Origin of the sequence: Jiangella mangrovi, assembly GCF_014204975.1 — a bacterium.
GTDB classification, from domain to species: Bacteria; Actinomycetota; Actinomycetes; order Jiangellales; family Jiangellaceae; genus Jiangella; species Jiangella mangrovi.
Map to the genome: position 1 here is coordinate 5,091,364 of NZ_JACHMM010000001.1, position 25,516 is coordinate 5,116,879.

26 protein-coding genes are annotated in these 25,516 nt (G+C 73.1%); 13 read left to right on the forward strand and 13 right to left on the reverse strand.

The features are described from left to right. Window positions 1-12 precede the first annotated feature (12 nt). Entirely contained in the window at window positions 13-969 is a 957-nt protein-coding gene (locus tag HD601_RS23560; RefSeq protein WP_221441241.1) for a sugar-binding domain-containing protein, read from the forward strand. Here the strand turns inward: HD601_RS23560 and HD601_RS23565 are convergent. Beyond that, a complete protein-coding gene (locus HD601_RS23565; protein ID WP_184826010.1) occupies window positions 966-1,532 on the reverse strand; it encodes a CGNR zinc finger domain-containing protein in 567 nt (188 codons plus the stop codon). The two genes, HD601_RS23560 and HD601_RS23565, sit on opposite strands and share 4 nt — an antisense overlap. Window positions 1,533-1,569: 37 nt before the next feature. On the opposite strand from HD601_RS23565, the gene HD601_RS23570 reads away from it, so the two are divergent. Further along, window positions 1,570-2,784 (forward strand): MFS transporter, encoded by a 1,215-nt coding sequence (locus HD601_RS23570; protein WP_221441242.1) that lies wholly within the window; start codon window positions 1,570-1,572, stop codon window positions 2,782-2,784. Here the strand turns inward: HD601_RS23570 and HD601_RS23575 are convergent. After that, window positions 2,696-3,403, reverse strand: coding sequence for an NAD(P)-dependent oxidoreductase (locus HD601_RS23575; RefSeq protein ID WP_184826014.1), 708 nt, complete (start codon window positions 3,401-3,403; stop codon window positions 2,696-2,698). The genes HD601_RS23570 and HD601_RS23575 overlap by 89 nt on opposite strands. A gap of 81 nt (window positions 3,404-3,484) precedes the next feature. Here HD601_RS23575 and HD601_RS23580 point away from each other — a divergent pair, with 81 nt between their 5' ends. After that, entirely contained in the window at window positions 3,485-4,147 is a 663-nt protein-coding gene (locus tag HD601_RS23580) for a TetR/AcrR family transcriptional regulator C-terminal domain-containing protein (RefSeq protein WP_184826016.1), read from the forward strand. Between the two features lie 7 nt (window positions 4,148-4,154). Here the strand turns inward: HD601_RS23580 and HD601_RS23585 are convergent, their stop codons facing one another. Continuing rightward, window positions 4,155-4,346 carry a DUF2188 domain-containing protein gene (locus tag HD601_RS23585; RefSeq protein ID WP_221441243.1) on the reverse strand — a complete coding sequence of 64 codons (192 nt, stop codon included), beginning with the start codon at window positions 4,344-4,346 and terminating at the stop codon, window positions 4,155-4,157. Window positions 4,347-4,635: 289 nt separating this feature from the next. Here HD601_RS23585 and HD601_RS23590 point away from each other — a divergent pair, with 289 nt between their 5' ends. Then, a complete protein-coding gene (locus tag HD601_RS23590) occupies window positions 4,636-4,848 on the forward strand; it encodes a hypothetical protein (RefSeq protein WP_184826020.1) in 213 nt (70 codons plus the stop codon). Window positions 4,849-5,236: 388 nt separating this feature from the next. Here the strand turns inward: HD601_RS23590 and HD601_RS23595 are convergent, their stop codons facing one another. Then, window positions 5,237-6,190: a helix-turn-helix transcriptional regulator gene (locus tag HD601_RS23595; protein ID WP_184826022.1), complete on the reverse strand. Its 954-nt coding sequence runs from the start codon at window positions 6,188-6,190 to the stop codon at window positions 5,237-5,239. A gap of 62 nt (window positions 6,191-6,252) precedes the next feature. Between HD601_RS23595 and HD601_RS23600 the strand changes: the two genes are divergently transcribed. From HD601_RS23600 to HD601_RS23610, 3 genes are all read left to right on the forward strand, one after another. Beyond that, a complete protein-coding gene (locus HD601_RS23600; protein ID WP_184826024.1) occupies window positions 6,253-7,419 on the forward strand; it encodes an epoxide hydrolase family protein in 1,167 nt (388 codons plus the stop codon). Window positions 7,420-7,486: 67 nt separating this feature from the next. Continuing rightward, a complete protein-coding gene (locus HD601_RS23605; RefSeq protein WP_221441244.1) occupies window positions 7,487-9,463 on the forward strand; it encodes a PAS domain S-box protein in 1,977 nt (658 codons plus the stop codon). A gap of 39 nt (window positions 9,464-9,502) precedes the next feature. Continuing rightward, complete coding sequence (locus HD601_RS23610) at window positions 9,503-11,014, forward strand: FAD-dependent oxidoreductase (protein ID WP_184826029.1); 1,512 nt, start codon at window positions 9,503-9,505, stop codon at window positions 11,012-11,014. A gap of 45 nt (window positions 11,015-11,059) precedes the next feature. Here HD601_RS23610 and HD601_RS23615 read toward each other — a convergent pair whose 3' ends face one another. Continuing rightward, window positions 11,060-12,079 (reverse strand): Ppx/GppA family phosphatase, encoded by a 1,020-nt coding sequence (locus tag HD601_RS23615; RefSeq protein ID WP_184826031.1) that lies wholly within the window; start codon window positions 12,077-12,079, stop codon window positions 11,060-11,062. A gap of 73 nt (window positions 12,080-12,152) precedes the next feature. Between HD601_RS23615 and HD601_RS23620 the strand changes: the two genes are divergently transcribed. Then, entirely contained in the window at window positions 12,153-13,040 is an 888-nt protein-coding gene (locus HD601_RS23620; protein ID WP_184826033.1) for an aminoglycoside phosphotransferase family protein, read from the forward strand. A 278-nt stretch (window positions 13,041-13,318) separates the two neighbouring features. Here the strand turns inward: HD601_RS23620 and HD601_RS23625 are convergent, their stop codons facing one another. Beyond that, on the reverse strand, window positions 13,319-13,906 hold the full coding sequence (locus HD601_RS23625) for a TetR/AcrR family transcriptional regulator (RefSeq protein WP_184826035.1): 588 nt from the start codon (window positions 13,904-13,906) through the stop codon (window positions 13,319-13,321). A gap of 89 nt (window positions 13,907-13,995) precedes the next feature. On the opposite strand from HD601_RS23625, the gene HD601_RS23630 reads away from it, so the two are divergent. Beyond that, window positions 13,996-15,378: an MFS transporter gene (locus HD601_RS23630; RefSeq protein ID WP_184826037.1), complete on the forward strand. Its 1,383-nt coding sequence runs from the start codon at window positions 13,996-13,998 to the stop codon at window positions 15,376-15,378. Between the two features lie 76 nt (window positions 15,379-15,454). Here HD601_RS23630 and HD601_RS23635 read toward each other — a convergent pair whose 3' ends face one another. The 6 genes from HD601_RS23635 to HD601_RS23660 all read right to left on the reverse strand — a co-directional run bounded on the left by HD601_RS23635 (window position 15,455) and on the right by HD601_RS23660 (window position 19,541). Further along, window positions 15,455-16,060 (reverse strand): VapC50 family PIN domain-containing toxin, encoded by a 606-nt coding sequence (locus HD601_RS23635; RefSeq protein ID WP_184826039.1) that lies wholly within the window; start codon window positions 16,058-16,060, stop codon window positions 15,455-15,457. A 2-nt stretch (window positions 16,061-16,062) separates the two neighbouring features. Next, entirely contained in the window at window positions 16,063-16,746 is a 684-nt protein-coding gene (locus HD601_RS35990; RefSeq protein WP_221441245.1) for a helix-turn-helix domain-containing protein, read from the reverse strand. Between the two features lie 150 nt (window positions 16,747-16,896). Beyond that, on the reverse strand, window positions 16,897-17,409 hold the full coding sequence (locus HD601_RS23645) for a hypothetical protein (protein ID WP_184826041.1): 513 nt from the start codon (window positions 17,407-17,409) through the stop codon (window positions 16,897-16,899). A gap of 28 nt (window positions 17,410-17,437) precedes the next feature. Further along, window positions 17,438-18,133, reverse strand: a complete 696-nt coding sequence (locus HD601_RS23650; protein WP_221441246.1) for an NAD(P)-binding domain-containing protein — start codon at window positions 18,131-18,133, stop codon at window positions 17,438-17,440. Continuing rightward, on the reverse strand, window positions 18,130-19,194 hold the full coding sequence (locus HD601_RS23655) for an LLM class flavin-dependent oxidoreductase (protein ID WP_184826043.1): 1,065 nt from the start codon (window positions 19,192-19,194) through the stop codon (window positions 18,130-18,132). The genes HD601_RS23650 and HD601_RS23655 overlap by 4 nt, the downstream gene beginning before the upstream one ends. Next, window positions 19,194-19,541: a hypothetical protein gene (locus HD601_RS23660; protein WP_184826045.1), complete on the reverse strand. Its 348-nt coding sequence runs from the start codon at window positions 19,539-19,541 to the stop codon at window positions 19,194-19,196. Before HD601_RS23660 ends, HD601_RS23655 begins: the two co-directional genes overlap by 1 nt. A gap of 70 nt (window positions 19,542-19,611) precedes the next feature. On the opposite strand from HD601_RS23660, the gene HD601_RS23665 reads away from it, so the two are divergent. From HD601_RS23665 to HD601_RS23680, 4 genes are all read left to right on the forward strand, one after another. After that, on the forward strand, window positions 19,612-20,121 hold the full coding sequence (locus tag HD601_RS23665; RefSeq protein WP_184826047.1) for a MarR family winged helix-turn-helix transcriptional regulator: 510 nt from the start codon (window positions 19,612-19,614) through the stop codon (window positions 20,119-20,121). Between the two features lie 312 nt (window positions 20,122-20,433). After that, window positions 20,434-21,426, forward strand: coding sequence for an AraC family transcriptional regulator (locus HD601_RS23670; protein ID WP_184826049.1), 993 nt, complete (start codon window positions 20,434-20,436; stop codon window positions 21,424-21,426). Window positions 21,427-21,515: 89 nt separating this feature from the next. After that, entirely contained in the window at window positions 21,516-22,457 is a 942-nt protein-coding gene (locus tag HD601_RS23675; protein WP_184826051.1) for an ATP-binding cassette domain-containing protein, read from the forward strand. Further along, on the forward strand, window positions 22,454-23,251 hold the full coding sequence (locus tag HD601_RS23680) for an ABC transporter permease (RefSeq protein WP_184826053.1): 798 nt from the start codon (window positions 22,454-22,456) through the stop codon (window positions 23,249-23,251). The genes HD601_RS23675 and HD601_RS23680 overlap by 4 nt, the downstream gene beginning before the upstream one ends. Here the strand turns inward: HD601_RS23680 and HD601_RS23685 are convergent. Further along, window positions 23,248-25,512 (reverse strand): alpha-amylase family protein, encoded by a 2,265-nt coding sequence (locus tag HD601_RS23685; protein ID WP_184826055.1) that lies wholly within the window; start codon window positions 25,510-25,512, stop codon window positions 23,248-23,250. The genes HD601_RS23680 and HD601_RS23685 overlap by 4 nt on opposite strands. Window positions 25,513-25,516 lie beyond the last annotated feature (4 nt).

Sequence of the window (25,516 nt, forward strand, 5' to 3'; positions counted from 1 at the left end):
AGAGTCGCCGCGGTGCCGAGCATCCCGTCCGAGCGCCTCGCCCTGCTGTTCAAGGTCGCGCACATGTACCACGTCGAGGGCCTGCGCCAGCCCGACATCGCGACCCGCCTGCACGTCACCCAGTCCAAGGTGTCGCGACTGCTCAAAGAGGCCGTCAGCCTCGGCGTCGTCCGCACCGTCGTCGTCACCCCGCCCGGCGTGTTCGCCGAGCTCGAGTACGCGCTGCGCGAGCGGTACGGCCTGCGCGACGTCGTCATCGCCGGCACCCAGTCCGACGACGAGGCGTCGGTGCTGGGGGCCGTCGGCGCGGCCGGCGCGGCGTACGTCGAGAGCACGCTGCTGCCCGGCGACCGCATCGGCATCTCGTCGCGGTCGCTCTCGCTGCTCGCCGTCGTCGAGGCCATGGCGCCGGTCCCCGCCCGCTCGGCCGAGGTGGTGGTGCAGATACTGGGCGCCATCGGCAACCCGGCCGTGCAGGTGCAGGCGACCCGGCTCACCGACCGGCTGGCCGAGCTGACCGGCGCCGAGCCCGTCTACCTGGTCGCGCCCGGCGTCGTGGCGTCCCTGGAGGTGCGCGACGGGCTGCTGGCGGACCCGCACATCTCCCGCGCGGTCGCGGCGTGGGACTCGTTGACGACGGTGCTGCTCGGCATCGGCAGCATGAGCACGTCACCGCTGCGCCGTCCGTCCGGCCCGGCGTTCCCGGCGCTGGACCTGGATGCGCTGTCCGCCGGCGGCGCCGTCGGCGACGTCTGCCTGAACTTCTTCGACGGCGACGGCGCCCCCGTCCACTCCGGGCTGCACGACCGCGTGCTCGGCATCAGCGCCGACGCGCTGCGGCAGGTGCCGCGGCGCATCGGGGTCGGCGGCGGGCCGCTCAAGGTCGACGCCATCCGCGGGGCGATCCGCGGCGGCTGGATCGACGTTCTGGTCACCGACCAGCACACCGCGCGGCGGCTGCTCGCCTAGGTCGTCCGGCTCTGGCGGTGCCGGGCGTTCTTGACGCGGTTCTGACAGGTGAGGCCACAGAAGCTGCGGGTGCCGTTCTTCGACCGGTCGACATAGACGCGATCACAGACCGGTGCGGAGCAGACGCCGAGCCGTCCGACTCCCGCGCTGCCCAGGGCCATGGTGAGCGCGGCCGCGCAACCCGCGGCCCAGCCGTCGCCGAGCCGGTCGGACGGGCCGTGGAAGTGCATGTCCCAGGTGTCGTCGTGCGGGTCCAGCCTCGGCATCGGGCGAGCCCAGGACAGCAGGGCGTTGGTCGCGACCGCCGCCGAGCCGAGGTCCTCGTCGGCCGCCGCCTCGAAGATCCGCCGTGCGTCGTGCGCGAAGCGGGCGAGCACCCGCACGTCACGGTCCTCGACGACGGGCCGCCCTTCGTCCCGCACGAGGATCCGGCCCAGCTCGTCGCGGAGGCCAGGACCCGTCGGAGCATGCGCCGGCCGGCCGCCGGCATGGTCGCAGGTCTGGGCGTTGACGAGCTCGGCGGCGATCGTCAGCAGGTCCACCACGTGACTGTCAAAACGCATTTGAACAGTCTAGTCACCGGCTCTACGGTCGATGCCCATGACGTTGCCGAGGACCGTGAAGGTGCTGCTGGCCGCCCGATTCGTCAACCGTCTCGGCGCCTTCTCGATGCCGTTCCTCGCGGTTCTCCTGGTACAGGACCACGGCGCATCCGTGGGTGTCGCCGGCCTCGCCGTCGGCGCCTTCGGGGCGGCGACCATCGTGTCGCGTCTGCTCGGCGGACGCCTCGTCGCGGTGGCCGGGTCGAAGGCAGCCGTGGTGATCGGCCTGTGCGGGACCGCGGGCGCCCAGCTCGTCGTCGCCGTCGCACCCAGCCTGGCCGTCGCCCTGGCCGGGGCGGTCCTGCTGGGACTGTGCTTCGAGATCTACGAGCCGGCGAGCCAGGGCCTGATCGCCGACGTCACACCCGACCCGCTCCTTCCTGCCGCCTACGGGCTGCTCGCCGTCACGCTGTCGGCGGCCGGCCTGGTCGCAGGGCTGATCGCGGCGGCGGTGGGCAGCGCCGGGCTCTCCTGGCTGTTCGCCGTCGACGCGGCCACGGCGCTCGCGTGCGCCGTGCTCATCGCCACCGCGATGCCGTCGACACCGCGCCACCCCCGTGACCCGTCGACGCGGGCGCGCCCCTGGACGGACCGGCGCCTCCTCGCGCTCACGGTCACCGGCACTGCCTTCGCCACCGTTTACCTGGCCGTCCCCATGGCGCTGCCGTTCGCCCTCGCGGCCGCGGGTCGCGAACCCGCCGAGGCGGGCCTGCTCGCGGCGCTGGGAGCCCTGGTCATCCTGGCCGGCCAGCCAGTGCTGCGCCGTCACGCCGACCCGGACCGGCGCATGGTCTGCGGGTACCTGCTCGTCGCGGCCGGCCTGGCCGTCGCCGGGACCTTCCCGGACCTCACCGGCTACACGATCTCGGCGGTCGTCATCGCCCTGGGCGAGTGCCTGCTGCTCGGGTACGCCTCCACGCTCGTGGCGCGGCTGGCGCCGGCGGATGCCAAGGCCGCCTACTTCTCGGTCTACGGCATCACCTGGGGCATCGCCCTCACCGTCGGGCCGCCGCTCATGGGCGCAGCTCTCGCGCACGGCCCTCGCACCTTCTGGCTCGTCGCGGCGGGCACCATGCTCGCGACGGCGGCGGCCCATCGACTGCTGGCCGGGGCCAGGTGGCCGGCTAGGGAGACGTCGTCGCGGCGCCCTGGGCGCTGGGGGCCAGCCGGCCGACGATGGCCGGCGCCTCGCGGATCAGGGAGTCGTCGGTGAGCGCCTCGATCATGAACAGCGCGAAGTCGACCCGCCGGGTCAGGTTGCTGGCGAGCACCGGGTCGCCGACGTGGCGGCGCCAGACCGGCAGCCCCTGGCTCTCGCCCTCCTCCAGGTCGCTGGCGCGGACGAGGGTCCAGCGCCGGTCGCTCGCGTAGATGCGCCGGGCGGCCTCGACCTGGTCGTCGACGTCGATGACGCGGGCGAGCCTGGCCAGCCGCGAGGTGATGCGGACCGTCGCCCGGAACCGTCGGGTGTAGTGGTCGTTCTCGTCGCGCGGGACGTGCCAGCCGCACGAGAAGACCAGCCGCGCGCCCGGGTCGGCGTGGTCGAGCACCGCCTGCGCCGTGCCCGAGGAGTACTGGTGCACGCCCCACGGCACGAGCACCGTCAGCACGCCGTCGCACCCCGCCACGGCCTTTCCGATCACGGCGGGGTCGTTGGTGGGGCCGGGCACGACGGTGATGCGGCCGGCGAACGCGTCGAGCTTCGCGACGCTGCGCTCACGGCAGACCCCGACGACCTCGTAACCGCGGTCCAGCGCCTGCCGGACCAGGTACTGCCCGAGCTTGCCCGAAGCGCCGACGACGCAGACCCTGCGGATGCCGTCACTGCTCATGTCCCTGCTCCCTCGTCGGACTTACTTAGTAAGTAACGCTAGACTTACAAAGTAAGTAGGTCAAGCCGTGGGGGTCTCACCATGAGGGAGCGCATCCCGCTGAACCGGGAGCGGGTGGTCACGGCCGCCGTCGCGGTGGCCGACCAGAAGGGCGCGGCCGGGGTCACCATGCGCGCCGTGGCCGGGCAGCTGGGCGTCGAGGCGATGTCGCTCTACAACCACGTCGCCGGGCGCGAGGACATCCTCGACGGCATGGTCGACGCGGTCTTCGCCGAGATCGACCTGCCGGTTGCGTCGCCGGGCGCGGGGGGCGACTGGGCGGCGGCGATGCGCTCGCGGGCCGGTTCGGCACGGGCCGCTCTGCGGCGGCACCCCTGGGCCGTCGGCCTCATGGACTCCCGCAGCACGCCGGGCCCGTCGACGCTGCGCCACCACGACGCCGTCCTGGGCGCACTGCGGGCCGGCGGCTTCTCCCCCGTGCTGGCGGCGCGCGCCATCTCACTGATCGACAGCTACGTCTACGGGTTCGTGCTGCAGGAGCTGAGCCTGCCGTACACCGGCGCCGCCGAGCTCGACCAGATCGCCGGTCAGCTGCTGCGCGACCTGCCGGCCGCCGAGTACCCGCACCTCGCCGAGGTCACTGTCGCGTACGCCGGGCGGCCGGACTTCGACCAGGCGGCCGAGTTCGAGTACGGCCTCGCGCTGGTCCTCGGCGCCCTGCACCCCGACGAGGCCAGGACCTGAAGGGCGCTCAGCCGTGGACGAGGTCGCGGCTGCGTGCGGGGCGGTCGGAGAGGTCGTCGCGCTCGTGGATGACGTGGCGGACGCCGCGCAGCCGGGCCAGCTCGCGACCCATGCGCGCCGCCGTCTCCTTGGTGCCGGCGCTGACGATCAGTCGCTCGCCGTCCTCGAAGACGTTCGCCCAGCGATCACCGCGCGGCACCGTGTGAATGTCCCCTGCAGCCATTCGGCCCCACCCCTTCATCACCGACACAACACCCCACGCGCACATACCCATCCCGGATGCGGGCATGCGGATTCGGCCGGTGAATGTCGCGCTCGGAACCATCGTCGTCCGGCCACGCTGCCCGCGCTGCCGTTTCGTCGATCTTTGCCGAGCCGTTCGGCAATCTTGGCCGCGACCAGTGTGACGTGTGTGCATTACGGTTTGTGGGTATCGCGGCGTAACGTCCAGGAAAATTCCGCCGGGCGCCGCGGAGAACGGGGACCGCATGCCGACGTCGCAACAAGTGGATCCGTCCGAGCCCGACTGGGACGGCCACAACCTCGACCTCGACGCCATCGGCCTGGCCACCGAGTTCGCCGAGCACGTCCGCCGCGAGGGCATCCCGCCCGCCGAGCGCCCACAGGCCCTCGGCGCCTGGCTCGACTCGATGATCGCCGACCTCGAGGCCGACCTCGACGACGAGCGCCCGCGCCCATGATCATCAAGGATCGACCCCACCATGACGTGGTCGATCCTTGTTGATCATGGAGAAGGGCGCCTTAAACGGGCCTCGGAAGCCGCTCTTCTCCATGATCAACAGTGAGCGGCCGGCGGAACTGGACCACAGCGAGACCAATGGCCGAACACCACAGCGCAACCGTCAGCGGCCAGCGGAACAGAACACCAGCGGGTCTGAGGGCCGGGTCCATTCCGGGAGGGGGCCCTGGTGCTGTGAAAGGCGAGGGCGCGGCGGCGCGGGTCAAGTCCAGCGCCCCCACCACAGCGGCGACCCCACCACGGCGCGCGCAGACTTGAGGCGCGTCGCCGCGCCCTCGACAATGAAGAACAGCAGGGCCCGACCCACGTCAGGACCCCACCGCAGAACCTCAGGACCGACCAGCGGCACGAGAGAGCAGCCCGGCCAACTCGGCCACCCGCGACACCAGCTCCGGCGGCTCGAGCACCTCGAACTCGAAGCCGAACAGCGCGACCCACACCGCGATCTCGTCCAGCGAGTTGGACCCCGCGACCAGGACGCAGCTGTCGCCGTCACCACCCTCCGCCGACAGCGTCCCGACGGACGGCGCCACCCTGTCGGCGGCCACGGCAAGCGGCACGTGCAACACGATGCGCGCCACGTACCGATAACCCCCCGCAGCGATCCCCGCCGCGCTCACCTCCACATCAGGTGGTGAGCGCGGCGTGAAGCGAGGCCCGGTCGGGATCCGCGGCCGCAGCCGGTCGACCCGGAACGTCCGCCAGTCGGCCCGGTCGAGGTCCCACGCCACCAGGTACCAGCGCCGGCCGGTGTGCAACAGCCGGTGCGGCTCCGTCCGCCGCACCGCGGACGCACCGTCGGCCGCCACGTAGTCGAAGCGGAGCTGCTCGTGCGCCCGGCAGGCCGCGGCCACCGCCGTCAGCACGTCGGGGTCGACCGGCGTGGCCCCGGCGGGCAGCGGCACGGTGACGGCGTGCAGCGTGCCGACCCGGTGCCGCAGCCGCGACGGCAGCATCCGCTCCAGTTTGGTGAGCGCCCGCAGCGAGCTCTCCTCGATGCCGGCGACGGTGCCACCGGCGGCCGTGCGCAGCCCGACGGCGACGGCGACCGCCTCGTCGTCGTCGAGGAGCAACGGCGGCAGCTGGGCGCCGGAGCCCAGGCGGTAGCCGGCCAGGCCCGCCGTCGCCTCGACCGGGTAGCCGAGCGACCGGAGCTTCTCGACGTCGCGGCGGACGGTGCGCGCGTCGACGCCGAGGCGTTCGGCCAGGTCGGCGCCGCTGCGGTCGGGGGCGGACTGCAGCAGCGCCAGCAGCCGGAGCAGGCGCGCGGACGTCTCCTTCATGCTCGGAATTCTCGCACGCGGCTAGGGCCATAGCTGTCCTAACCGGCCCGTAGCGTGCAGGTATGACGACAACGAGCGACACGACCATCACCCCGTTCCGCCTCGAGATCACCGACGCGGAGCTCGCCGACCTGCACGCCCGCCTCGACGCCACCCGCTGGCCGGCGCCGCTGCCGGGCGACGGCTGGGACACCGGCGTGCCGACCGGCTGGCTACGCGACCTGGCGCGGTACTGGCGCCACGAGTACGACTGGCGCGTCGCGGAGCGTGAGCTGAACTCGTACCCGCAGTTCACGACCGAGATCGACGGTCAGACCATCCACTTCCTGCACGTCCGGTCGCCCCACGACGACGCGCTGCCGCTGGTCCTCACCCACGGCTGGCCGGGCTCGATCGTCGAGTTCCTCGACCTCATCGGCCCGCTGACCGACCCCGTCGCGCACGGCGGCGACGCGGCCGACGCCTTCCACGTCGTCATCCCCTCGCTGCCCGGGTACGGGCTGTCCGGCCCGCTGAACGAGCCCGGCTGGACCATGGAGCGCATCGGCGCCGCCTGGGCCGAGCTGATGAGCCGGCTCGGCTACGAGCGCTACGGCACGCAGGGCGGCGACATGGGCGGCACGGTCTCGCCCGCCGTCGCCCGGGTGGCGCCCGACCGCGTCGTCGGCGTGCACACCAACGGCGGACCCGGCCCGATCGCGCCGTTCCCGATGCCCGACGACGAGCGCGCCACCCTGACCGATCTGGAGAAGGACCGTGTCGCCCGGATCGAGGCGTTCATGCAGGAGGAGTTCGGCTACATCGCCATCCAGTCGACCCGGCCGCAGACCCTCGCGTACGGGCTCGTCGACTCCCCCGTCGCGCAGCTGGCCTGGATCATGGACAAGTTCCGCGAGTGGACCCACCCCCGCGAGGCCGACCCGCTCACCGTCGTCGACCGGGACCGCCTGCTCACCAACGTCATGCTCTACTGGCTGACCGGCACCGGAGGGTCGGCGGCCTACGCCGGGTACGCGCAGGCGCCGGCTTGGGGCGTCACGAAGGAGATCTCCGGGGTGCCGACGGCGGCACTGGTCTTCGCGCACGACGTCGCCATCCGCCGGTACGCCGAGACGGAGAACCGGATCACGCGCTGGAACGACGTCGACCGCGGCGGCCATTTCGCGGCGCTCGAGGAGCCGGAGCTGCTGCTCGCCGACGTGCGCGAATTCTTCCGCGACCTGCGCTGACGCGCCACGGCGCAAACTCACCCGAATGGCCCCGTGAGCGATGGGAACGAACGGGCATACTCAGAGGATGCCGCAGGAGCTGCCGACCATCGTCGTCATCGACGATTCCACCGAGGTTCGGGCCGTGGTCACGGCCCGGCTTCGGCTGTCGGGCCTCCTCGAGGTCGTGGGCGAGGGCGGCGACGGCACCGAGGCGGTCGGCCTGGCGTTCCAGCACCAGCCGTCGCTGCTGCTCCTCGACCTCTCGATGCCGGTCATGGACGGCCTCGAGGCGCTGCCCGGCATCCTCGCCGTCTCGCCCTCGACCCAAGTGGTGGTCTACAGCGGGTTCGAGGAGGGCGGGCTGGCCCAGAGCGCCGAAGAGCTGGGCGCCGCCGGCTTCATCGAGAAGTCGCTGCCCATCGACCGCCTCGCCGGCGAGCTGCTGGCCCGGCTCCCCGAGCGCCACGTCGTGCCCGGCCCGCGCGACCGGCCGGCCCGCATGACCGTCGTCCCGGACCCGTCGGCCGACCCGTCCGCCCGCCCGCCCACTCCCGGCCACGACCAGCGCGTCCTCGACGAGCACCTCGAGCGGTTCCGCGAGGTGTTCGAGCAGGCCGCCATCGGCATGGCGACCATGACGCTGACCGGCAGCATCGTGCGCGCCAACCGCGCGCTCAGCGACCTCATGGGCTGCAAGCCGCACGAGCTGGTCGGCCTCGACTACGGCCGGCTGACCAGTGGCCGCGGCGACCTCCTCGACGCCGCGCTGTTCGACATCACCCGCATGTCCGCCGACGTCGTCCACCTCGAGCACGACGTCAGCGGCACCGCCGAGCACCGGAAGGTGCTGGCCACCCTGGCGCCTGTCCGCGACTCCCGCGGCCAGGCGCTCTACGTCTTCCTGCAGGTACAGGACATCACCCAGCAGCGCGCCGCCGAAGAGGAGCTGCGCCGCAGCGAAGAGCGGTTCCGGCTGCTGGTCGACGCCGTCCGCGACTACGCGATCTTCATGCTCGACCCGTTCGGCCACGTCACCAGCTGGAACGCCGGCGCCGAGCGCATCAAGGGCTACTCGGCCACGGAGATCATCGGCCAGCACTTCCGCATCTTCTACCCGCAGGACAAGCGCGACGAGGAGCACCCCGAGTACGAGCTCCAGCAGGCGCTGCGCACGGGCTCGTACGGCGAAGAGGGCTGGCGGATCCGCAAGGACGGCACCACGTTCTGGGCGAACGTGCTGATCACGGCCGTGTTCAACGAGATGGGCGAGCACATCGGGTTCGCGAAGGTCACCCGCGACATGACCGAGGCCCGCCGCACCATGGAAGAGCGCGACGCCTCGGCGGCCGCCCTCGCCGACGCCAACGAGCAGCTCCAGCGGGCCGCCGACGAGCAGAAGCAGTTCCTCGCCGTCACCGTGCACGAGCTGCGCACCCCCGCGTCGGTCCTCAGCGGCACGGCCGACACCCTCAGCCGGCACTGGGCCGAGCTCAGCAGCGCCGACCGCGACCGGCTGCTGCACAGCATGTCCAGCAGCGCCATCCGGCTGCAGCGCCTGGTCACCGACCTGCTCACCACGTCGCGGCTCGACGCCGACGCCCTGCAGCTGCGCCCGGCCCCCACCTCGCTGGCGGTGCTGGTGGCGACGGCCATCGAGACCGTCCGCTCGACCCGTCCGGGCGCCGTCATCGCCGCGCACCTCGACCCCGACGTCGAGGTGCTCGCCGACCCCGGGCGTCTGGTGCAGGCGGTCGAGAACCTCATCGCCAACGCCGCGCACCACGGCGCGCCGCCGGTCGAGGTCGGCATCGGCGTCGGTGGCGGCGTCGCCCGGGTCGAGGTCACCGACGCCGGCCTGGGCGTGCCGGCCGAGGTCCGCGAGCGACTGTTCGAGCGGTTCAGCACCGGCGACGGCGCCCGCGGCACCGGTCTCGGGCTCTACATCGCCCGCGCGCTCGCCCGCGCCCACGACGGCGACGTCGTCTACGAGCCCGGCACCTCCGACCAGCCGTCCGGGACGTTCGTCCTGACGATCCCCCTGGTGCCCGGGCCCGATGCCTGACGGCGGTGTGTCCCGGCGACGCCCGGGTATGGGGTCGGCATGTCGTACTGGCTGGACAGCACCGGTGACCCACCGCTCGCACCGCCGCCGTCGCCACTGCCCGACGCGGACGTCGTGGTGCTCGGGGCGGGGATCGCGGGCATCACGACGGCGTATCTGCTGAAGCAGGCAGGGCTGACCGTGACGCTGATCGAGGCCGGCGACCGGCTGGCGGCCGGCGTCACCGGCCACACGACGGCGAAGGTCAGCAGCCAGCACGGTGCCATCTACGCGTCGCTGACCAGCGGATTCGGCGCCGATACGGCCCGCGCGTACGGCGCCGGCCAGCAGCTCGCGATCGACTGGATCGAGACCGAGGCGGCCGCCGTCGGCGGCGAGGCGGACTGGTCGCGTCGTGACTCCTACGTGTTCGCCGAGCGATCGTCGTCGGTGGACGACCTGCACCGCGAGGCCGAGGCGGCCGCGGCCGCCGGGCTGCCCGCTTCGTTCACGACCGAGACAGGGCTTCCGTTCGAGGTGGCCGGCGCCGTCCGGTTCACCGGCCAGGCACAGTTCCATCCGCGCCGGTGGCTGCTCGAGCTGGCGACCCGGATCCCGGGTGACGGTGGCACCGTCGTCACCGGGACCCGGGCCGTCGGGCTGACCGAAGGCGACCCGTGCGTCGTGACGACCACCGCGGGCGAGATCCGCGCCCGGCACGTCGTCGTCGCCACCCATTACCCGGTCTTCGACCGCGGCCTCTTCTTCGCCCGGCTGGAGCCGCGGCGTGACCTGGTGGTCGCGGGGTACACGGACGACGGCGCCGGCCTGCCGGCGGGGATGTACATCAGCAGCGAGGACCGGCACTCCGTCCGCACCACACCGGCGGAGGACGGACGCACCCTGCTGATCGTCGGCGGCGAGCCGCACCGCGTCGGCGCCCGGACCAGCGTCGCGCGGCACTACGTCCAACTGGCGGCGTGGGCGCGGGAACGGCTCGGGCTCGAGCAGCCGGCCTACCGCTGGCTCGCCCACGACCTCACCACCGTCGACTCCGTCCCGTACATCGGCCGGTTCCACCCGCGCTCCAGGAACGTCTGGGTGGCGACCGGGTTCGGCCACTGGGGCATGACGAACGGGACGCTGGCCGGGCTGCTGCTCCGCGACCTCGTCACGGGCGTCGAGAACCCGCTGACCGGGGTGTTCGACCCGCAGCGGGTCACCGTCCGGCAGTCGGCGGCGGAGTTCGTCAAGGCCAACGCCTACGTCGCGTCCCGCTTCCTCGGCGACCGCGTCGACGCCCTGGTCGCCCGGCGCGGCGTCGACTCACTGCCGCCGGGTGCCGGCCGCGTGGTCACCGACGGCGCCCGCGCGATCGCCGCTTACCGCGACGACGAGGGCGGCCTGCAGTGCGTGTCGGCGCGCTGCACCCACCTGGGCTGCCTGGTCGTCTTCAACGACGCGGAACGGACCTGGGACTGTCCCTGCCACGCGTCCCGGTTCGGCACCGACGGCCGCGTCCTGGCCGGTCCCGCCGTCCGCCCGCTTCCCGCCGTCGCTCCCCCGGCCTGATGGCGCTCCTTCTGCTGCTCCGGCCGTAGAAGGAGCGCCATCGCGTCAGCGGGCTGGGTGCAGCGGCGTCACCGTCGACGGGGCCGGACGGTGTTCGTCGAGGTGACGGACGGGCTGCAGCGGGACGTCGGCCACGTGGCCGGTGATCGCCTCGAGGTGGCTGAGCATGATGCCCTCGCGCAGCGCCCACGGGCAGATCTCCGCGCGCGACACGTTGAGCGCCGTCAGGGTCGTGTCGGCGACGACGGCGCCCGCGAGCAGCTGGCCGGCCCGGGCGGCCGAGACGCCGCGGAGCTTGCCGCGCTCGGTGGCCGGCATGGCGGCGAGGCGGGGCAGCCAGTGGCGGACGTCGCGGCGGCTCAGCTCGCGGCGGACGAACGGGCCCTTGCGCTGCCGGGCGGCGCCGGCCAGCCGGGCGAGCTGCTTGAACGTCTTCGAAGTGGCGATGACGCGGCGCGGCTGGCCCTCCCAGCGCAGCCGGTCGGCGACCTCGCCGACGGTGTCGCGGACATAGCGGCGCAGCGCCCGCAGCTGGTCGCGGCTGGGCGGATCGTCCGGGAGCAGCAGCTGCGTGAGCCGGCGGGCGCCGAGCGGCAGCGAGATGGCGAGGTCCGGCTCGGCGTCGCGGCCCAGCGCGATCTCCATGGAGCCGCCGCCGATGTCCAGCAACAGCAGCCGCCCGGCCGACCACCCGTACCAGCGGTGCACGGCCAGGTAGGTGAGCCGGGCCTCCTGATCGCCGGTGAGGAACTGCGGCCGCACCCCGGCCAGGGCCTCGATGCGGTCGATGACCTCGTCGCGGTTCCGGGCGTCGCGCACCACGGAGGTGACGTACGGGTACAGGTAGTCCACGCGCTGGTCGGCGGCGTCGCGGACAGCGGTGGCCACGGCCTCGGCCAGCCGCTCGACCCCCTCGGCGCCGATGCCGCCGTCGTCGTCGATGGCATCCTGCAGCAGCGTCGGGATCTTCACCCCGTGGGCCGGCAGCGGGGGCGCGCCGGAGGTCGCCTCGACCACCTGGAGCTGGGCCGAGTTGGAGCCGATGTCGAGCACGCCGAGACGCATGGGCGAGCCATACCCAGGCACCGCGGAGAAATTCAGTGGGCCGGACCGCCCGAGATCTCTACGGTGGACCGCGATGACGGATCCGCAGCCGCCGGCCATCGACGCCGGCCTCGTCGCCCGGCTGGTCGCCGGGCAGTTCCCGCGCTGGTCGGGGTTGCCGGTCCGGCCGGTCGAGGTCCAGGGGGTCGACAACCGGACCTTCCGGCTCGGCGACGAGCTCGCCGTCCGGCTGCCCAGCGCCGCGCACTACCGCGAGCAGGTCGCCAAGGAGCAGCGCTGGCTGCCGCGGCTGGCCCCGCACCTGCCGGTCCCGATCCCGGCCCCGGTCGCCGTCGGGGCGCCCGGGCTCGGGTATCCCTGGTCGTGGTCGGTGAACCGCTGGCTCCCCGGGACGACGGCTGCGGCCGCCGCCGTGGGCGGGTCCGCCGCTTTCGCGCGCGACGTGGCCGGCTTCCTGCGGGCGCTGTGGTCGGCCGACGCCGGCGGCGGGCCGCCGCCGGGCACGCACAACTTCCGTCGCGGCGCCCCGGTGACGGTGTACGAGGCCGAGACCCTGCGGGCGCTGGACTCGCTCGCGGGGCGCGTCGACGTCGCCGCCGCCCGGAAGGTGTGGGACGCGGCCGTGGCGTCGACGTGGACGGGCGCGCCGGCCTGGTTCCACGGCGACTGTGCGCCGGGCAACCTGCTGGTCGACGACGACGGCCGGCTGAGCGCCGTCATCGACTTCGGCACCTGCGGCGTCGGCGACCCGGCCTGCGACCTCGTCCTGAGCTGGACGTTCCTCGACGGACCGGCCCGCTCGGCGTTCCGGGCCGCGATGGGCCCCATCGCCGACGACGGCATGTGGGCGCGGGCGCGCGGTTGGGCGCTGTGGAAGGCGCTCATCACCTACGACAGCGACGGGCCGCGGTGGCGGGCCGAGGCGCGGCGGACGCTCGACGCCGTGCTGGCGGATGCCTGAGGTTGGCCGGGGTGGTGAGGTGGGCTCCGCCTCGCCTTTCCGTGCCCGTTTCGTTCTGTTCGGCGGGCTGTGGACAGCGATGATCATCAAGGATCGCGCACATCACGAGGCTTACCCGAGCCTCAACACGATTGCAGGCGTGTTGAGGCTCGGGTAAGCCTGGTGGGCGGCCCAGAAAACACCCCGAAATCCCACATCGCGGACGCCAGCGGCCCGCCGACCACCCACCCGTCGCCAGGCTCCCCCAACCCCACGACGGACCAGCCGGATGTCCGTTCTCAGGCAGGTGTGGCCAGCAGCGACCGCACGGATGCCGTCACCACGGGCGCGATGTCGACAGCGTCGAGCCGGCCGGCCCGCTCCTCTTCCGCGGCCCCCTTGAGCAGGTAGTGCACCGCGCTCACCAGCCAGGCCATGGGCAGATCGGTGCGGAACACGCCGTCGCCCTGGCCGCGGCGGATCAGGTCCTCGAGCCGGGTCGCCGGCGCGCCGTGCAGCTCTCGCACGCGCCCGGCCGGCAGTACCTCCTGGGCGGCCGCGAGCAGCGACGACGACTCCGCGACCAGTGACCAGCTGGACGCCAGCAGCCGGTCCAGCGCCTCGCGGGCGTCGCCGCTGAGGTCGACGGCGGACAGCACCTCCTCGCCGTCGCGCAGGGCGTCGACCAGGGCGGACTCGACCAGCTCGGCGCGGTTCGGGAAGTGCCCGTAGAGCGTCATGCGCCCGACGCCGGCGGCCGCGGCGATCTCGTCGATGGTCGCGTCCGGGTCGCGTCCGAGCAGCTCACGGGCCGCGGCGACGATGCGGGCGATGCTGCGCTCGGCGTCGGCCCGGCGGCGCGGTCGAGTCGGTCGGGTCGTCGTCATGAAGAAAAGTTTAGCTCGTACGGGAATATACGAGTTAGCCGTCCTCGTTCCTCAACTCGTACGCACGCATACGAGTTGAGGAGTGGATCATGAACGAGGCGACGGTGGCGCCGCACCCCTGGCGCTGGCGCATCCTGGGCTTCCTCGGCGTCGCCCAGCTGATGCTGATCCTGGACGTGACGGTGGTCGCGATCGCGCTGCCGCAGATCGAGGGCGACCTCGGTGCCAGCCGCGAGGCCCTGACCTGGACCGTCAGTGCCTACGCGCTCGCCTTCGGCGGGCTGATGCTGCTCGGCGGCCGGCTCGCGGACCTCGTCGGCGCCAAGCGCGTCGTGCTGGCCGGCCTGCTGGTCTTCACCGCGGCGTCGCTGTTCACCGGACTGGCGGACTCGTCCGAGCTGCTCATCGCCGGGCGCGTCGCCCAGGGCGTCGGGGCCGCACTGCTGTCGCCGTCGGCGCTCTCCTGGGTCGTCACCCTGTTCGACGGCGACGAGCGCAACCGTGCGCTGGGCGTATGGTCGGCGCTGGGCGGCGGCGGGGCGGCGCTCGGCGTGCTGCTCGGCGGCGCGCTGACGGCGGGACCCGGCTGGCCGTGGGTGTTCTACGTGAACGTGCCGATCGGCCTGGTCATCGCGGTGGCGCTGGCTCGGCTGCTGCCCGGCGGGTCCGGTGCGGCCGCGGCGCGCGCGGGGACCCGGCCGCGGCTCGACGTCCTGGGCGCGCTGCTGGTCACGGCCTCGACCGGCACGCTGATCTACGCCCTCATCCAGGCCGGCGACGACGGCTGGCTGACGGCGACGACGGGGCTGCTCGTCGTGGTGGCGCTGGTCGGTTACGTGGCGTTCGTGACCTGGCAGCGGCGGGCCGGCTCGCCGCTGATGGACGTGCGGCTGCTCGCCCGGCGGCCGGTCGCGACCGGGACGTTCCTCATCCTGCTGGCGACGGCGCTGATGATCGCGGTCTTCTTCCTGGGGACGTTCTACTTCCAGCACGCGCACACGTACGGCCCGCTGCGCACCGGCCTGCTGTTCCTGCCGGTCGCGCTCGCCACGATGATCGGCGCCCACCTCACCGGCACGTCGATGGCCCGGTTCGGCGCCCGGCGGCTCGCGGTGGCCGGCCTCGTCGTGGCGGCGCTCGGGATGACCGTGCCCGCCCTCTGGCTGAACACGGCCGCCGTCGTCGCCGGGGTCTCCGTCGCCGCAGCCGGCACCGGCGCCATCTTCGTGGTCGCCTCCGCGACCGCGCTCGGCCAGGTCGCCCCGCACGAGGCCGGGGTCGCGTCGGGCATCGTCAGCACCTTCCACGAGTTCGGCGCCGCCGGCGGCGCGGCGGTCACGTCCAGCGTGGCCGCGGCCAGCATCGTCGGCGACACCCTGGGCGGCTTCACCGACGCCTTCGTCGTCGCGGTCGTCGCCGCCGCGGTGTCGGCCGTCATCGCCGCCGTCCTCACCCCTCGCCCGCAGGCCTGATGCCGTGCGTCACACGAGCGGGTGCGGTCTTCGGGCCGCACCCGCCTTTGCGCGGCGTCCTCGGAGTGAGGACGGCTCAGGCGAGCAGACGACGAAGTTCGCGTCCGAAACGCTGAACGTACTGGCCACCGACAAGAGCGTCGGCGATCTGAAGTGGCGTCTGCCTGGGTCTGGTCTGCCGTGCGGACATCGACTCGATCGCTTCGATCACGAGTGCCGGGTCTTCCTCGAGCCGTTCCCGGAGGAAGCGGTCAGCGGTCACCACCTTCACGCCCGGCGGACGAGATCGGGCCGGGAAGTCGCTCGTGTTCGTCGTGATGAGGTGAGTAGCTCCGGCGCCGGCGGCTACCGCGAGAACGTGCCGATCCTCCTGGGCGCACATCATGGCCGGCACCAGCGGCACCCACAGCTCGGTCGGTGCGCACGCATCGGGGAACGCGGTGTTCATCCTCGCCAACACGGCGCCGATGCGGCGCGCGGCCTCGTCCTCATCGATTCCGTGCCGCTTGGCGAGCAGAGAGGCTCCGTTGCGGCGCACCTCGTCCTCGATCTGCGACTGCCACACCGGCCGGAAGACAGCAACGTCGGCCGCCGACAGGAGCAGGTCACGAAGACCCGGCGGAATGAGGACGTTCGCGTCGAGAACGGCGATCGGGCGCACCGGAGCCGTTCGGTGAACCACGCTCAGAAGTCCTCGGCGGTGTAGCCGTCTTCCGGCACGATCGCCGCAAGGGCTCGGTCGCGCACCTCACGCTGCCGGCGCTCGTACTCGAGAACATCCTCGAGGTCGAAGCGGTGCCGGTTCCCCACCATCCGGTGCGGCAGCTCGCCGGTCCGAGCGAGCTTCACGACGTGCGGTCGCGAGACGTTGAGGAGGTCGGCAGCCTGCTGGCTGGTGAGCTCAACGGGAACAGCCGGTTCGATCTCCAGCTCGTCCGGATCATCGGCGGAGGCGAAGATCAGGAACGCGGGCCTGCCGTCACTCGCCAGATCCACGATCCTGCGCAGTGCATCGTGGAACGCGGGGGGCAGCTTCAGGTCCGGGCCCCCGCTTGCTGAGATGAACACATCTCCTCGACTCAGAAGGCTGTCCAGGGCCTGTGCCGCCGCCTGGCCATCTGGCCCGAGCTGATGGGACACGTCAGGCAGCCGCTGGATGCCTGCGATGGTCTTGCGCAGGTCCTGGCGCCGTTCAGGATCCTGAAACCTGCCGACGTCATCGCGCACAGACGTGCCGGAGATCGGCGCGGAATCGGGGCGGTCAGCGGGCGCCGAGCGGGGCGCTGGCTTGCCGGCGAGCCGACTACCAGCCACGCTCTTGCCGGCCTTGGCCACCACCGACCGACTGGCGGGCGTCTTCTTGGCCACGATTCCGGCCCGTGCGGTCGCCCCGACGATTCGGCCGGCGGAGGCATGACCACGAGCACTCTTCGCCACCTTGCCCCCTTCCCTCGCCTCGAGTCTATCCGAAACATCCGAAACGATCCGGGTCGTGCGGAGCCGTGGCCGGGCGACCCCTCAGAGATTGTGGGCGAGCAGCTCCAGGCCGATGACCACCAGACCGAGCACGACCTCGCCGAACAGGACGATGACGCGCTGCCACGGGGAGAGCCGTGCCCGGCGGGCGGCGGCGTAGCCGATGGCGGCGAGGGCGGCGACCAGGGCGATGCTGGACGCCCGCAGGGCGCCCTCGATCGTCCAGACGTCGGCGACGGCGAGGCCGATGAAGATGCCGGGCAGCACCAGCGCCCCCAGGGCCCCGATGCTGACCCGGGACATGTGCCGCAGCTCCCCACCCTCCGGCAGCGTCTCGTGGACGGCGATGTGCGAGACGACGTCGGCGACGAAGACGGCGAGGACGGTGCCGATGACGACGACGGACAGCGAGAGGGCCGCCTCACCGGCGGAGACGGCGTGGGCCCGCAGCGCCAGCACGACGGCGAGCGCCGTGAACGTGATGTAGATGCGCTCCTTCAGGATCGCCGCGCGCTCGTCCGGCGGCAGGTCGTCGCGCTCCCGTTTGCGCTCCATCGCGCCAGCGTATCGATGTTTCCGCCGCTCAGGACCGCGCCGAAGCCACTTCGAGTCCGCGGGTCGACGACGGGAAGCGGTCCAGCATGGCGCGCACCTCGTCGGCGGAGACGTTGGCGCCGAACAGCTCGGTGAACGGCTCCATGCGGATCCCCTCGGCCAGCGGACCGGCGACGACGGGGTCGAAGCCGAGCGCGTCGACGATCGCGGTCACCTCGGCCAGGTCGGCGGCGGAGTCTCCGGCGACGGCGATCGCCTTGCGGCCGGGCGAACCCGGCGGAAGGGCGCCGTCCTCGAGGTCGTGGTAGCCCATGTGGTTGAACGCCTTCACGACGCGCGACTCCGGCAGGAACGCCTGGACGGTCTCGCTCGACGACGTGCGCGGGTCGGTGAGGTCGTCGCGGACGCCGTCGATCTCCCACCAGTAGTTCATCGCGTCGATGACGAGCTTGCCGCGCAGCTCCTCGGCCGGGACGGTCCGGTACTTCCCCAGCGGCAGGGCGAGCACGACGGCGTCGGCTCGCGCGGCCGCCTCGGCGCCCGAGACGGCGACCGCTCCCGGCGTGACGACCTCGACGATCAGCGCGATCCTCTCGGCGGCGCCGGAGCCGGCGATCAGCACCTCGTAGCCGGCGGCGACGGCGAGCCGGGCCAGCACGGTGCCGACCTTGCCGGCGCCGAGGATCCCGATCGTCCGCACGTCCCCGCGGACCGGCCCGCTCACGAGCCCACCCCCACGCCGTCGGCAACGCCGTCGGCGACCAGTTCGCGGACCATGGGGACGACCTTGGAGCCGTAGAGCTCGACCGCCTTCAGCCGGGCCGAGACGGGCTGCGAGCCGGCCGTGTAGATGAGGTCGAACCGGCCGACGCCGAGGGCCTGGACCGCGCGGGCGATCTTGCGCGCCACCGTCTCGGGCGAGCCGACGTAGAGCGAGCCGTGCTCGATCTCGTGCTCGAACTCGCGCGGCGTGATCGGCGGCCAGCCGCGCTCGCGGCCGATGCGGTCGCGGTTGACCTTGTACCGCTCGTAGTAGACGGAGCGCGCCTCCTCGTCGGTGTCGGCGACGAAGCCGGGCGAGTGCATGCCGACGGGGTGCGCGACGGTGCCGAACTGGCCGGCCGCGCGGCGGTAGAGGTCGAGGTACGGCGCGAACCGGTCCGGCGCGCCGCCGATGATCGCCAGCATGAGCGGCAGCCCGTAGTACGCCGTCCGCACCACCGACTGCGGGGTGCCGCCGACGCCGACCCACGCCGTCAGCCGGCCGCCGTCGGTCTTCGGAAACACGTCGGCATTGTCCAGCGCGGCCCGCGTCGCGCCCTGCCAGGTCACCGGCTTCTCGTCGAGGAGCTGCGTGAACAGCTGCAGCTTCTCTTCGAACAGCGTGTCGTAGTCGGCGAGGTCGTAGCCGAACAGCGGGAAGGACTCGGTGAACGAGCCGCGGCCCAGGATCACCTCGGCGCGGCCCTCGGAGACGGCGTCCACCGTCGCGAACCGCTGGAACACCCGGACCGGGTCGTCCGAGCTCAGGACCGTGACGCCTGACCCGAGCCGGATCCGCGACGTGCGCGCCGCGATGGCGGCGAGCACCGTCTCGGGTGTGGAGATGGAGTACTCGGGGCGGTGGTGCTCGCCAAGGGCGATGGCGTCGACGCCCAGCGAGTCGGCCAGGACGGCCTCGTCGACGACCTGCCGGATCGCCGCGCCGTACGTCACCAGGCCACCGCCGTCGTCGCTCTCCGGCACGTCGCCGAAGGTGTCGAGGCCGAAGCTGAGGTCGGTCATCACAGTGCTCCTGAGGAAAGAGGGACGGGCGGTACGGCGAGCAGGTCGCGGACGCGCGGGAGGACCTCGCGGCCGAGCAGCTCGATGGTGCGGGCGCGGGCCGCGCGAGGCAGCCGCATGATGTCGTACTCGAGGTCGAAGCGGGTCAGGTGCAGATCGCGGGCAACGGTGGCGATCTTGCGCGCGACGGTCTCGGGCGAGCCGACGAACAGCGCGCCGAGCGTGGAGTATTGGTGGTAGAAGCGGACCCGGCGCCGCACGGTCTCGGCGTCGCTCAACTGGCGGCCGTTCTCATCGGTCGCCACCTCGCCGAACGAGTTGAGCCCGAGCTCGAAACCCCTGGTCATGCCGCCTCCAACATGATTGACATGTCAATTATTCCGAGCTATGGTTGACATGTCAACAAGGAGGCTCGAGATGACGAACGTGACGCGGCGCACCTCCCGGCGGGGCCCGACGACGGAGCAGCTGCGGGTCTGGCGCGCGTTCGTCGAGACGACGGCGGAGCTGCGGTCCGTGCTCGGATCGCGCATGCAGGCCGCGTCCGGCCTCTCCTCCGGCGACTACGCGGTCCTGCTGGCGCTGAGCGAGGCCGGCGGGCGGCGGCTGCGGTCGTCGGAGCTGGCCGACGAGGTCGCCTGGGAGCGCAGCCGGCTCTCGCACCACCTGGGCCGCATGGAGCGGCGCGGCCTCGTGCGCCGCGAGCCGTGTGAGACGGACAACCGCGGCGCCTGGGTCGTGCTGACGCCGTCCGGGGCCGACGCGTTCCGCCGTTCGTCGGTCACCCACCTGCACGACGTGCGCGAGCTGTTCGTCGACGCCCTGACGGTGCAGCAGCTGGCCGCCGTCGCCGATGCGACCGCCGCTCTGCAGGCGAGACTTCCGGACCGCCGCCGGGCTGCAGGTCGTGGGCGGGAGGACGACTGAGGCCCGGCGGCGGGATCCGTGAGCCCCCGGTCGCGCCCCTGGCCCGGCAGACGCCGACCGCGACCGGGGGCCAAACGACCCGAGGCCGCCTCTCGAACGCCTCGGGTCACGTGGCGGCCGGCACAGATCCCCCGAAACCTCGCACCGGCCGCAACCGCAACCTAGCCCCGCCCCGCGCCACGCCGGAACGACGTATGCCCCGAACCTTGCGCATTCCGGGCAGAACGTGCGTACGCTGGGCGGACGGGCCGGCGACCGGTCGGTGACGCGGCGTCCGACCCGGGTCCCCGTGGCCGGACCCTGGAGTGGCTCATGGTGAACGGCTCCGCAACGGTGCCGATCGAGCGCGACGTCGTCGTCGCGCGGACCATGAACGAGTCCGCCGAGGTCATCCGGCAGATCTACATCGGGCACGAGCCGCGCCTCGGCCGCGACCACGCCGGCACGGAGTTCCGGGTGGTGTCCGCGCGCGCCGCGGTCCGTGGCGGCACACTCGGCGCCGACCGCGTCCACGTCACCGTCAACTTCCGCACCGCGACCGAGCCGTTCGGCTACCTGTTCGCGATGTCCGTCCTGCACGGCGTGTTCGCCGTCTCGATCGGCGACGAGGACCATCGCGCCATCGCCGGCGACGTCATCCTGTTCCCGCCGGGCTCCCCCGTGACCGCCCAGTGGCTCGACCTCGACGCCGGCATCCTCCGGCTGCCCATCTCGGCCGCCGCCGACCTCGCCGCCGAACGCTTCGGCATCGACCCCTCCGACCTGCGGTTCGAGTCGATGCTGCCAGTGACCCCGCGGCTCGGCCAGTACTTCCGCAACGTGTGCGCGATGGTCGGCCGCGAGCTCATGGCCGACGACTCCGCCGCGGCCCACCCGCTGATCGCGGAGGAGATGGTGCGGACGGCGGCAGCAGCGGCGCTCGCGACCTTCCCGAATACCGCGATGACGACGGCGTACGTGCCCGGCCCGGGATACGTCGCGCCACGCGCTCTACGGCGGGCGACGGCGTACATCGAGGCTCACGCGGGCACTCCGATCGGCCTCGCCGACATCGCGGCGGCCGCCGGCGTGGGGGCGCGGGCCCTGCAGTACGCGTTCGCCCGGCACCTGAACACGTCGCCGCTCGCCTACCTGCACCGGGTGCGGCTCGAGCACGCCCACCGCGAGCTCCAGGGCGCCGACCCCGGCGCAGGCGCGACGGTCGCGGGGATCGCCGCGACCTGGGGGTTCGCCAAGCCCGGCCGGTTCGCCGCCGAGTACCGCCGGCTCTACGGCCAGCTGCCGAGCCAGACCCTGCGCACCTGACCGCCCACCCCGACTTGGGTAAGGAATCGGCGTCATCATATAGTGAAGTTACTTCATTATGATTGTGGTACCGAAACTGAGGAGGCGCCATGGAAGCGGCGATCGAGGCGGCCGGGCTGCGCAAGCGGTTCGGCGCGGTCACCGCGCTGGACGGGCTCGATCTGGAAGTCGGGCGCGGCACGGGGTACGGGCTGCTGGGGCCGAACGGGGCCGGCAAGACGACGGCGGTCCGGGTCCTCGCCACGCTGGTCACCCCCGACGACGGCGTCGCGCGGGTGCTCGGCCACGACGTCCGCCGCGAGGCCGACGCCGTGCGTCAGCGGATCGCGCTGACCGGCCAGTACGCGTCGGTCGACCAGGACCTGACCGGCCGCGAGAACCTCGTGCTACTGGGGCGGCTGCTCGGGCACCCGGGCCGGTCGGCGCGGGCGCGGGCCGACGAGCTGCTGACGGCGTTCGACCTCACCGAGGCGGCGACGCGGCTGGTCAAGCACTACTCCGGCGGCATGCGGCGGCGCCTCGACATCGCCGCGAGCATCGTCGTCACGCCGGACCTGCTGTTCCTCGACGAGCCGACGACGGGGCTCGACCCGCGCAGCCGCGCCGACGTGTGGCGGACGGTCCGGGCGCTCGCCGCGCACGGCACCACGATCCTGCTCACCACGCAGTACCTCGAAGAGGCCGACGCGCTGGCGGAGCGGGTCGCCGTCGTCGACCACGGCCGTGTCGTCGCCGAGGGCACGCCCGCCGAGTTGAAGGCGTCGGTCGGCGCGGCCCGCCTGCACCTCCGCCTCGACGACGGCGCCGCCGCGACCGTCGCCGCCGGCACGCTCCGGACGGCGTTCGGCCTCGACACCGTCCACGAGCCGGGCAGCGCGAGCCTGACCGCCGCCGTCGACGATCCCGCCCGCGCCACCACCGTCCTCACCGAACTCGCCCGGACCGGTGCGCCGGTCATCGCCTTCTCGCTCGACCAGCCCAGCCTCGACGAGGTCTTCCTCGCCCTGACCAGGAAGGAGGCACGGACATGAGCGCCGACGCCTTCATCGCCGCCGGACCTCGCCCGCCGCGCGCCGGCGCCGTCGCGACCACCGCCACCTACGCCTGGCGCGGCCTGCTCAAGGTCCGCCACGTCCCGGAACAGCTGATCGACGTGACCATCGGGCCGATCCTGCTGCTGGTCATGTTCACCTACGTGTTCGGCGGCGCGATCTCCGGCACGACCGGCGACTACCTGCAATTTCTGCTGCCCGGCATCCTCGTCATGGGCGTGCTCCTGACCTCCGTGGCGAGCGGCGTCATCCTGCAGGCCGACCGTGCGGCCGGCGTCGTCGACCGGTTCCGCTCGCTCCCCAGCTGGCGGGCCGCGCCGCTGGTCGGCGCCGTCGTCGCCGACTCCGTCCGCTACCTCGCGACCGCCGCCGTCATCCTCGTCACCGGACTGCTGCTCGGCTTCGACGCCGGCGGCGGCCTGCTCGGCGTGCTGGCCGCGGCGCTGCTCGTGACGGTGTTCGCCTTCGCGCTGTCCTGGCTGTTCACGACGCTCGGGCTGGTCGTGCGGGGCGCCAGTGCGGTCCAGGGCATCGGGATGATGGCGATCTTCCTGCTGGTCTTCGTCAGCAACGTGTTCGTCGACCCCGCGACCCTGCCCGCCGCCGTCGCCGCGTTCGTCGACGTCAACCCGGTCTCGCACCTGGTGACAGCGGTGCGGACGCTGCTGGCGGGCGACCCGGCCGGCGCCGACGTCGCCCTTGCGTTGGCCGAGGCGGCCGCCGTCACCGCCGTGTTCGCCCCGCTGACGGCCCGGTTGTACGGACGGCCCTAGCCGCGGGTGAGCTCCACCCAGGTGACGAGGTCGCCGTCGACCTCGGCGGGCAGGTCGAGGACCAGGCCGTCCGCCGTCCCGCGTCGCTCCGACTCGGCCCTCTCGCCGCTCAGGGTGTGGACGACGACGGCGACCGGCTCGCCCTCGGCGACGAACGGGAGGACGACGCGGCCGGCGTGCCGGGCGACCACGCCGATCCGCCGCGCCCCCGCGAGGCCGCCGCTGCCGCCGTCGCCCCCGTCGTCGCCCAGGATCCCGACCGCCACGTCGACGTCGGTCGCGACCAGCCCGCCGTGCTCGGGTACGCCTGGCGCTCCGAAGTACGCGTGCGGGCGCAGCACCACCAGCACCGGTACCCCGTCCTCGAGCCGCACCCACGACGACGACCGCGCGCCGGTCACCGGGCCGAGCCCGCCACCCGGCTCGCAGCCGACACCGTCGAGCCGGAAGCGCGTGCTCCGCCGCGACAGCCGGGACAGCCCGGTGTGCAGCGCCACGTGCGACGGCGGGCAGGTGCTGTCGGAGAGGTCGCGGGTGAACGCGCCGAGCATGCCCAGCGGACCGGCGGCGACGGAGTCGAGCCAGATGTCGGGCTGGTGCACCCAGTCGTAGCCGCCGGAGCCGTACGTGACGACGCCGAGGTCGGCGAGCAGGCGGCTGAAGAAGATCCGCCGGCCGGCCTCGGCGTGGTACTCGTGCGCGTTCAGCCACAGGTCGTCGACGCTGTGGACGTCCGTGTAGGGCGCGAACAGCGGCGAGAGCGCGTAGTACATGACGACGACGTCCGGGTCGGCCTCGCGCAGGGCGCCGACGACGACGTCGAGGGCCAGGCCCAGCAGCCGCTCGCCGCCGTAGGCCGGGTCGGCCGGCGCGCAGATCGAGAGGTCCGGGATCTCGTAGCCGAAGTCGAACTTCACCAGCGCCGGGCGGTACCGCGCGACGAACGCGGCGATCCGCTGCCGCAGCACGTCGCGCACGCCGGCGCGGGTGACGTCGAAGAGGAAATAGGGCGCCTCTGCCGGCCCGAGCACGATCGGCTCGCCGTCGCGCCCGCGCAGCAGGTCCGCCGTCGTCAGCCCGTGCGTCGCCGGGTCGTCGCAGCGCAGGAACGCCGCCCACAGCCCCACCAGCTGGCCGCGCCCGCGGATCCGCTCCAGCGTCGCCTCGAACTCCGGGAACCGGTCGGCCGCATGCTCGAGCCGTCCGTACTCGCCCTCCCACTTGTCGTCGACGACGACCATCTCGACGTCCAGGCCCGACGCGACGAGCTGCGCGTCGATGGTGTCGAGCGCCTCCTGGTCGAACCGCTGCGACGCCCGGCCGGCGGCGAGCTGCGCGCCCCACGTGTTGTACTGCGACGCGGTGGCCGCGGCTTCCTTGCGCGGCGACGGCGGCACGACGGCGACCGCTCCGGTCTCGACGAGCGCACGCTGGTAGCCGCGGATCGCCTCCGTGTAGTCGGCGCCGACCGTCCACACCAGCGGCGCGCCCAGCTCGAACGTGCCCGGCCCGCGCAGGTGCCCCCACAGGTCGCCGCGCAGCTGCAGGACCGGCGAGAACCGCTCGTCGCGGAAGCGCAGCAGCAGGTCACCGGCCGGCAACGCGCCCAGGCCGAGGCAGAACGCGTCGCTCAGTCCCGTGGTCAGCGCACCGGGCTCGACGGGGTGCGGGGTCGACCCGAGGCCGCAGACGTAGTGCACGGGCAGACCCCACTGCTGCCGCGGCCGGACGATGCCGCCCCCGCCGCGACCCAGCCAGGTCGTCGTGTCGAGCTTCGACTGGGTGTGGATCAGCGGGCTCACCACGCCCGATCCGGACACGCCCGGGTGGACGAGGTAGCGGCAGTGCAGGCCGGGGGCGGGCTCGTCGGTCTCGACTCCGGTGGCGCGCGCGAACCAGTGCAGCGAGACGACGTCGGCCGGCCCGGACAGCGTCACCGTGACCGGGCCCAGCCAGCACCGCTCGGCCTCGAACCGCCAGCGGACGGTGAGTGCGTCGCCGCCGTTGACCTTCGCATAGCCGACGGTGACCCCGTCGGCCCCCGCCTCGACGCCGTCGACCTCACCCGGCGACCAACCTTGGCTTCCGGTGGTGGCGCCGCCGGTGGTGACGACGGCCGGCTGCAGCGGCCCGGTCACGATGGTCCGGCCGCGGGTGTCGGCCAGCGTCACGAGGTCGCTCGCGCGGTCCCACGTCCAGGTGTACGACGCGGCCGCCACCCGGACGCCGTCGTCGTCGAGGTGCAGCGTCGGCTCGCTCATCGCA

Coding starts and splice junctions, on each gene's coding strand:
- HD601_RS23565 (WP_184826010.1), bottom strand. CDS start 1,532: ATGCGTTTTGACAGTCACGTGGTGGACCTGCTGACGATCGCCGCCGAG.
- HD601_RS23570 (WP_221441242.1), top strand. CDS start 1,570: ATGACGTTGCCGAGGACCGTGAAGGTGCTGCTGGCCGCCCGATTCGTC.
- HD601_RS23575 (WP_184826014.1), bottom strand. CDS start 3,403: ATGAGCAGTGACGGCATCCGCAGGGTCTGCGTCGTCGGCGCTTCGGGC.
- HD601_RS23580 (WP_184826016.1), top strand. CDS start 3,485: ATGAGGGAGCGCATCCCGCTGAACCGGGAGCGGGTGGTCACGGCCGCC.
- HD601_RS23590 (WP_184826020.1), top strand. CDS start 4,636: ATGCCGACGTCGCAACAAGTGGATCCGTCCGAGCCCGACTGGGACGGC.
- HD601_RS23595 (WP_184826022.1), bottom strand. CDS start 6,190: ATGAAGGAGACGTCCGCGCGCCTGCTCCGGCTGCTGGCGCTGCTGCAG.
- HD601_RS23600 (WP_184826024.1), top strand. CDS start 6,253: ATGACGACAACGAGCGACACGACCATCACCCCGTTCCGCCTCGAGATC.
- HD601_RS23605 (WP_221441244.1), top strand. CDS start 7,487: ATGCCGCAGGAGCTGCCGACCATCGTCGTCATCGACGATTCCACCGAG.
- HD601_RS23610 (WP_184826029.1), top strand. CDS start 9,503: ATGTCGTACTGGCTGGACAGCACCGGTGACCCACCGCTCGCACCGCCG.
- HD601_RS23615 (WP_184826031.1), bottom strand. CDS start 12,079: ATGCGTCTCGGCGTGCTCGACATCGGCTCCAACTCGGCCCAGCTCCAG.
- HD601_RS23620 (WP_184826033.1), top strand. CDS start 12,153: ATGACGGATCCGCAGCCGCCGGCCATCGACGCCGGCCTCGTCGCCCGG.
- HD601_RS23625 (WP_184826035.1), bottom strand. CDS start 13,906: ATGACGACGACCCGACCGACTCGACCGCGCCGCCGGGCCGACGCCGAG.
- HD601_RS23630 (WP_184826037.1), top strand. CDS start 13,996: ATGAACGAGGCGACGGTGGCGCCGCACCCCTGGCGCTGGCGCATCCTG.
- HD601_RS23645 (WP_184826041.1), bottom strand. CDS start 17,409: ATGGAGCGCAAACGGGAGCGCGACGACCTGCCGCCGGACGAGCGCGCG.
- HD601_RS23655 (WP_184826043.1), bottom strand. CDS start 19,194: ATGACCGACCTCAGCTTCGGCCTCGACACCTTCGGCGACGTGCCGGAG.
- HD601_RS23660 (WP_184826045.1), bottom strand. CDS start 19,541: ATGACCAGGGGTTTCGAGCTCGGGCTCAACTCGTTCGGCGAGGTGGCG.
- HD601_RS23665 (WP_184826047.1), top strand. CDS start 19,612: ATGACGAACGTGACGCGGCGCACCTCCCGGCGGGGCCCGACGACGGAG.
- HD601_RS23670 (WP_184826049.1), top strand. CDS start 20,434: ATGGTGAACGGCTCCGCAACGGTGCCGATCGAGCGCGACGTCGTCGTC.
- HD601_RS23675 (WP_184826051.1), top strand. CDS start 21,516: ATGGAAGCGGCGATCGAGGCGGCCGGGCTGCGCAAGCGGTTCGGCGCG.
- HD601_RS23680 (WP_184826053.1), top strand. CDS start 22,454: ATGAGCGCCGACGCCTTCATCGCCGCCGGACCTCGCCCGCCGCGCGCC.
- HD601_RS23685 (WP_184826055.1), bottom strand. CDS start 25,512: ATGAGCGAGCCGACGCTGCACCTCGACGACGACGGCGTCCGGGTGGCG.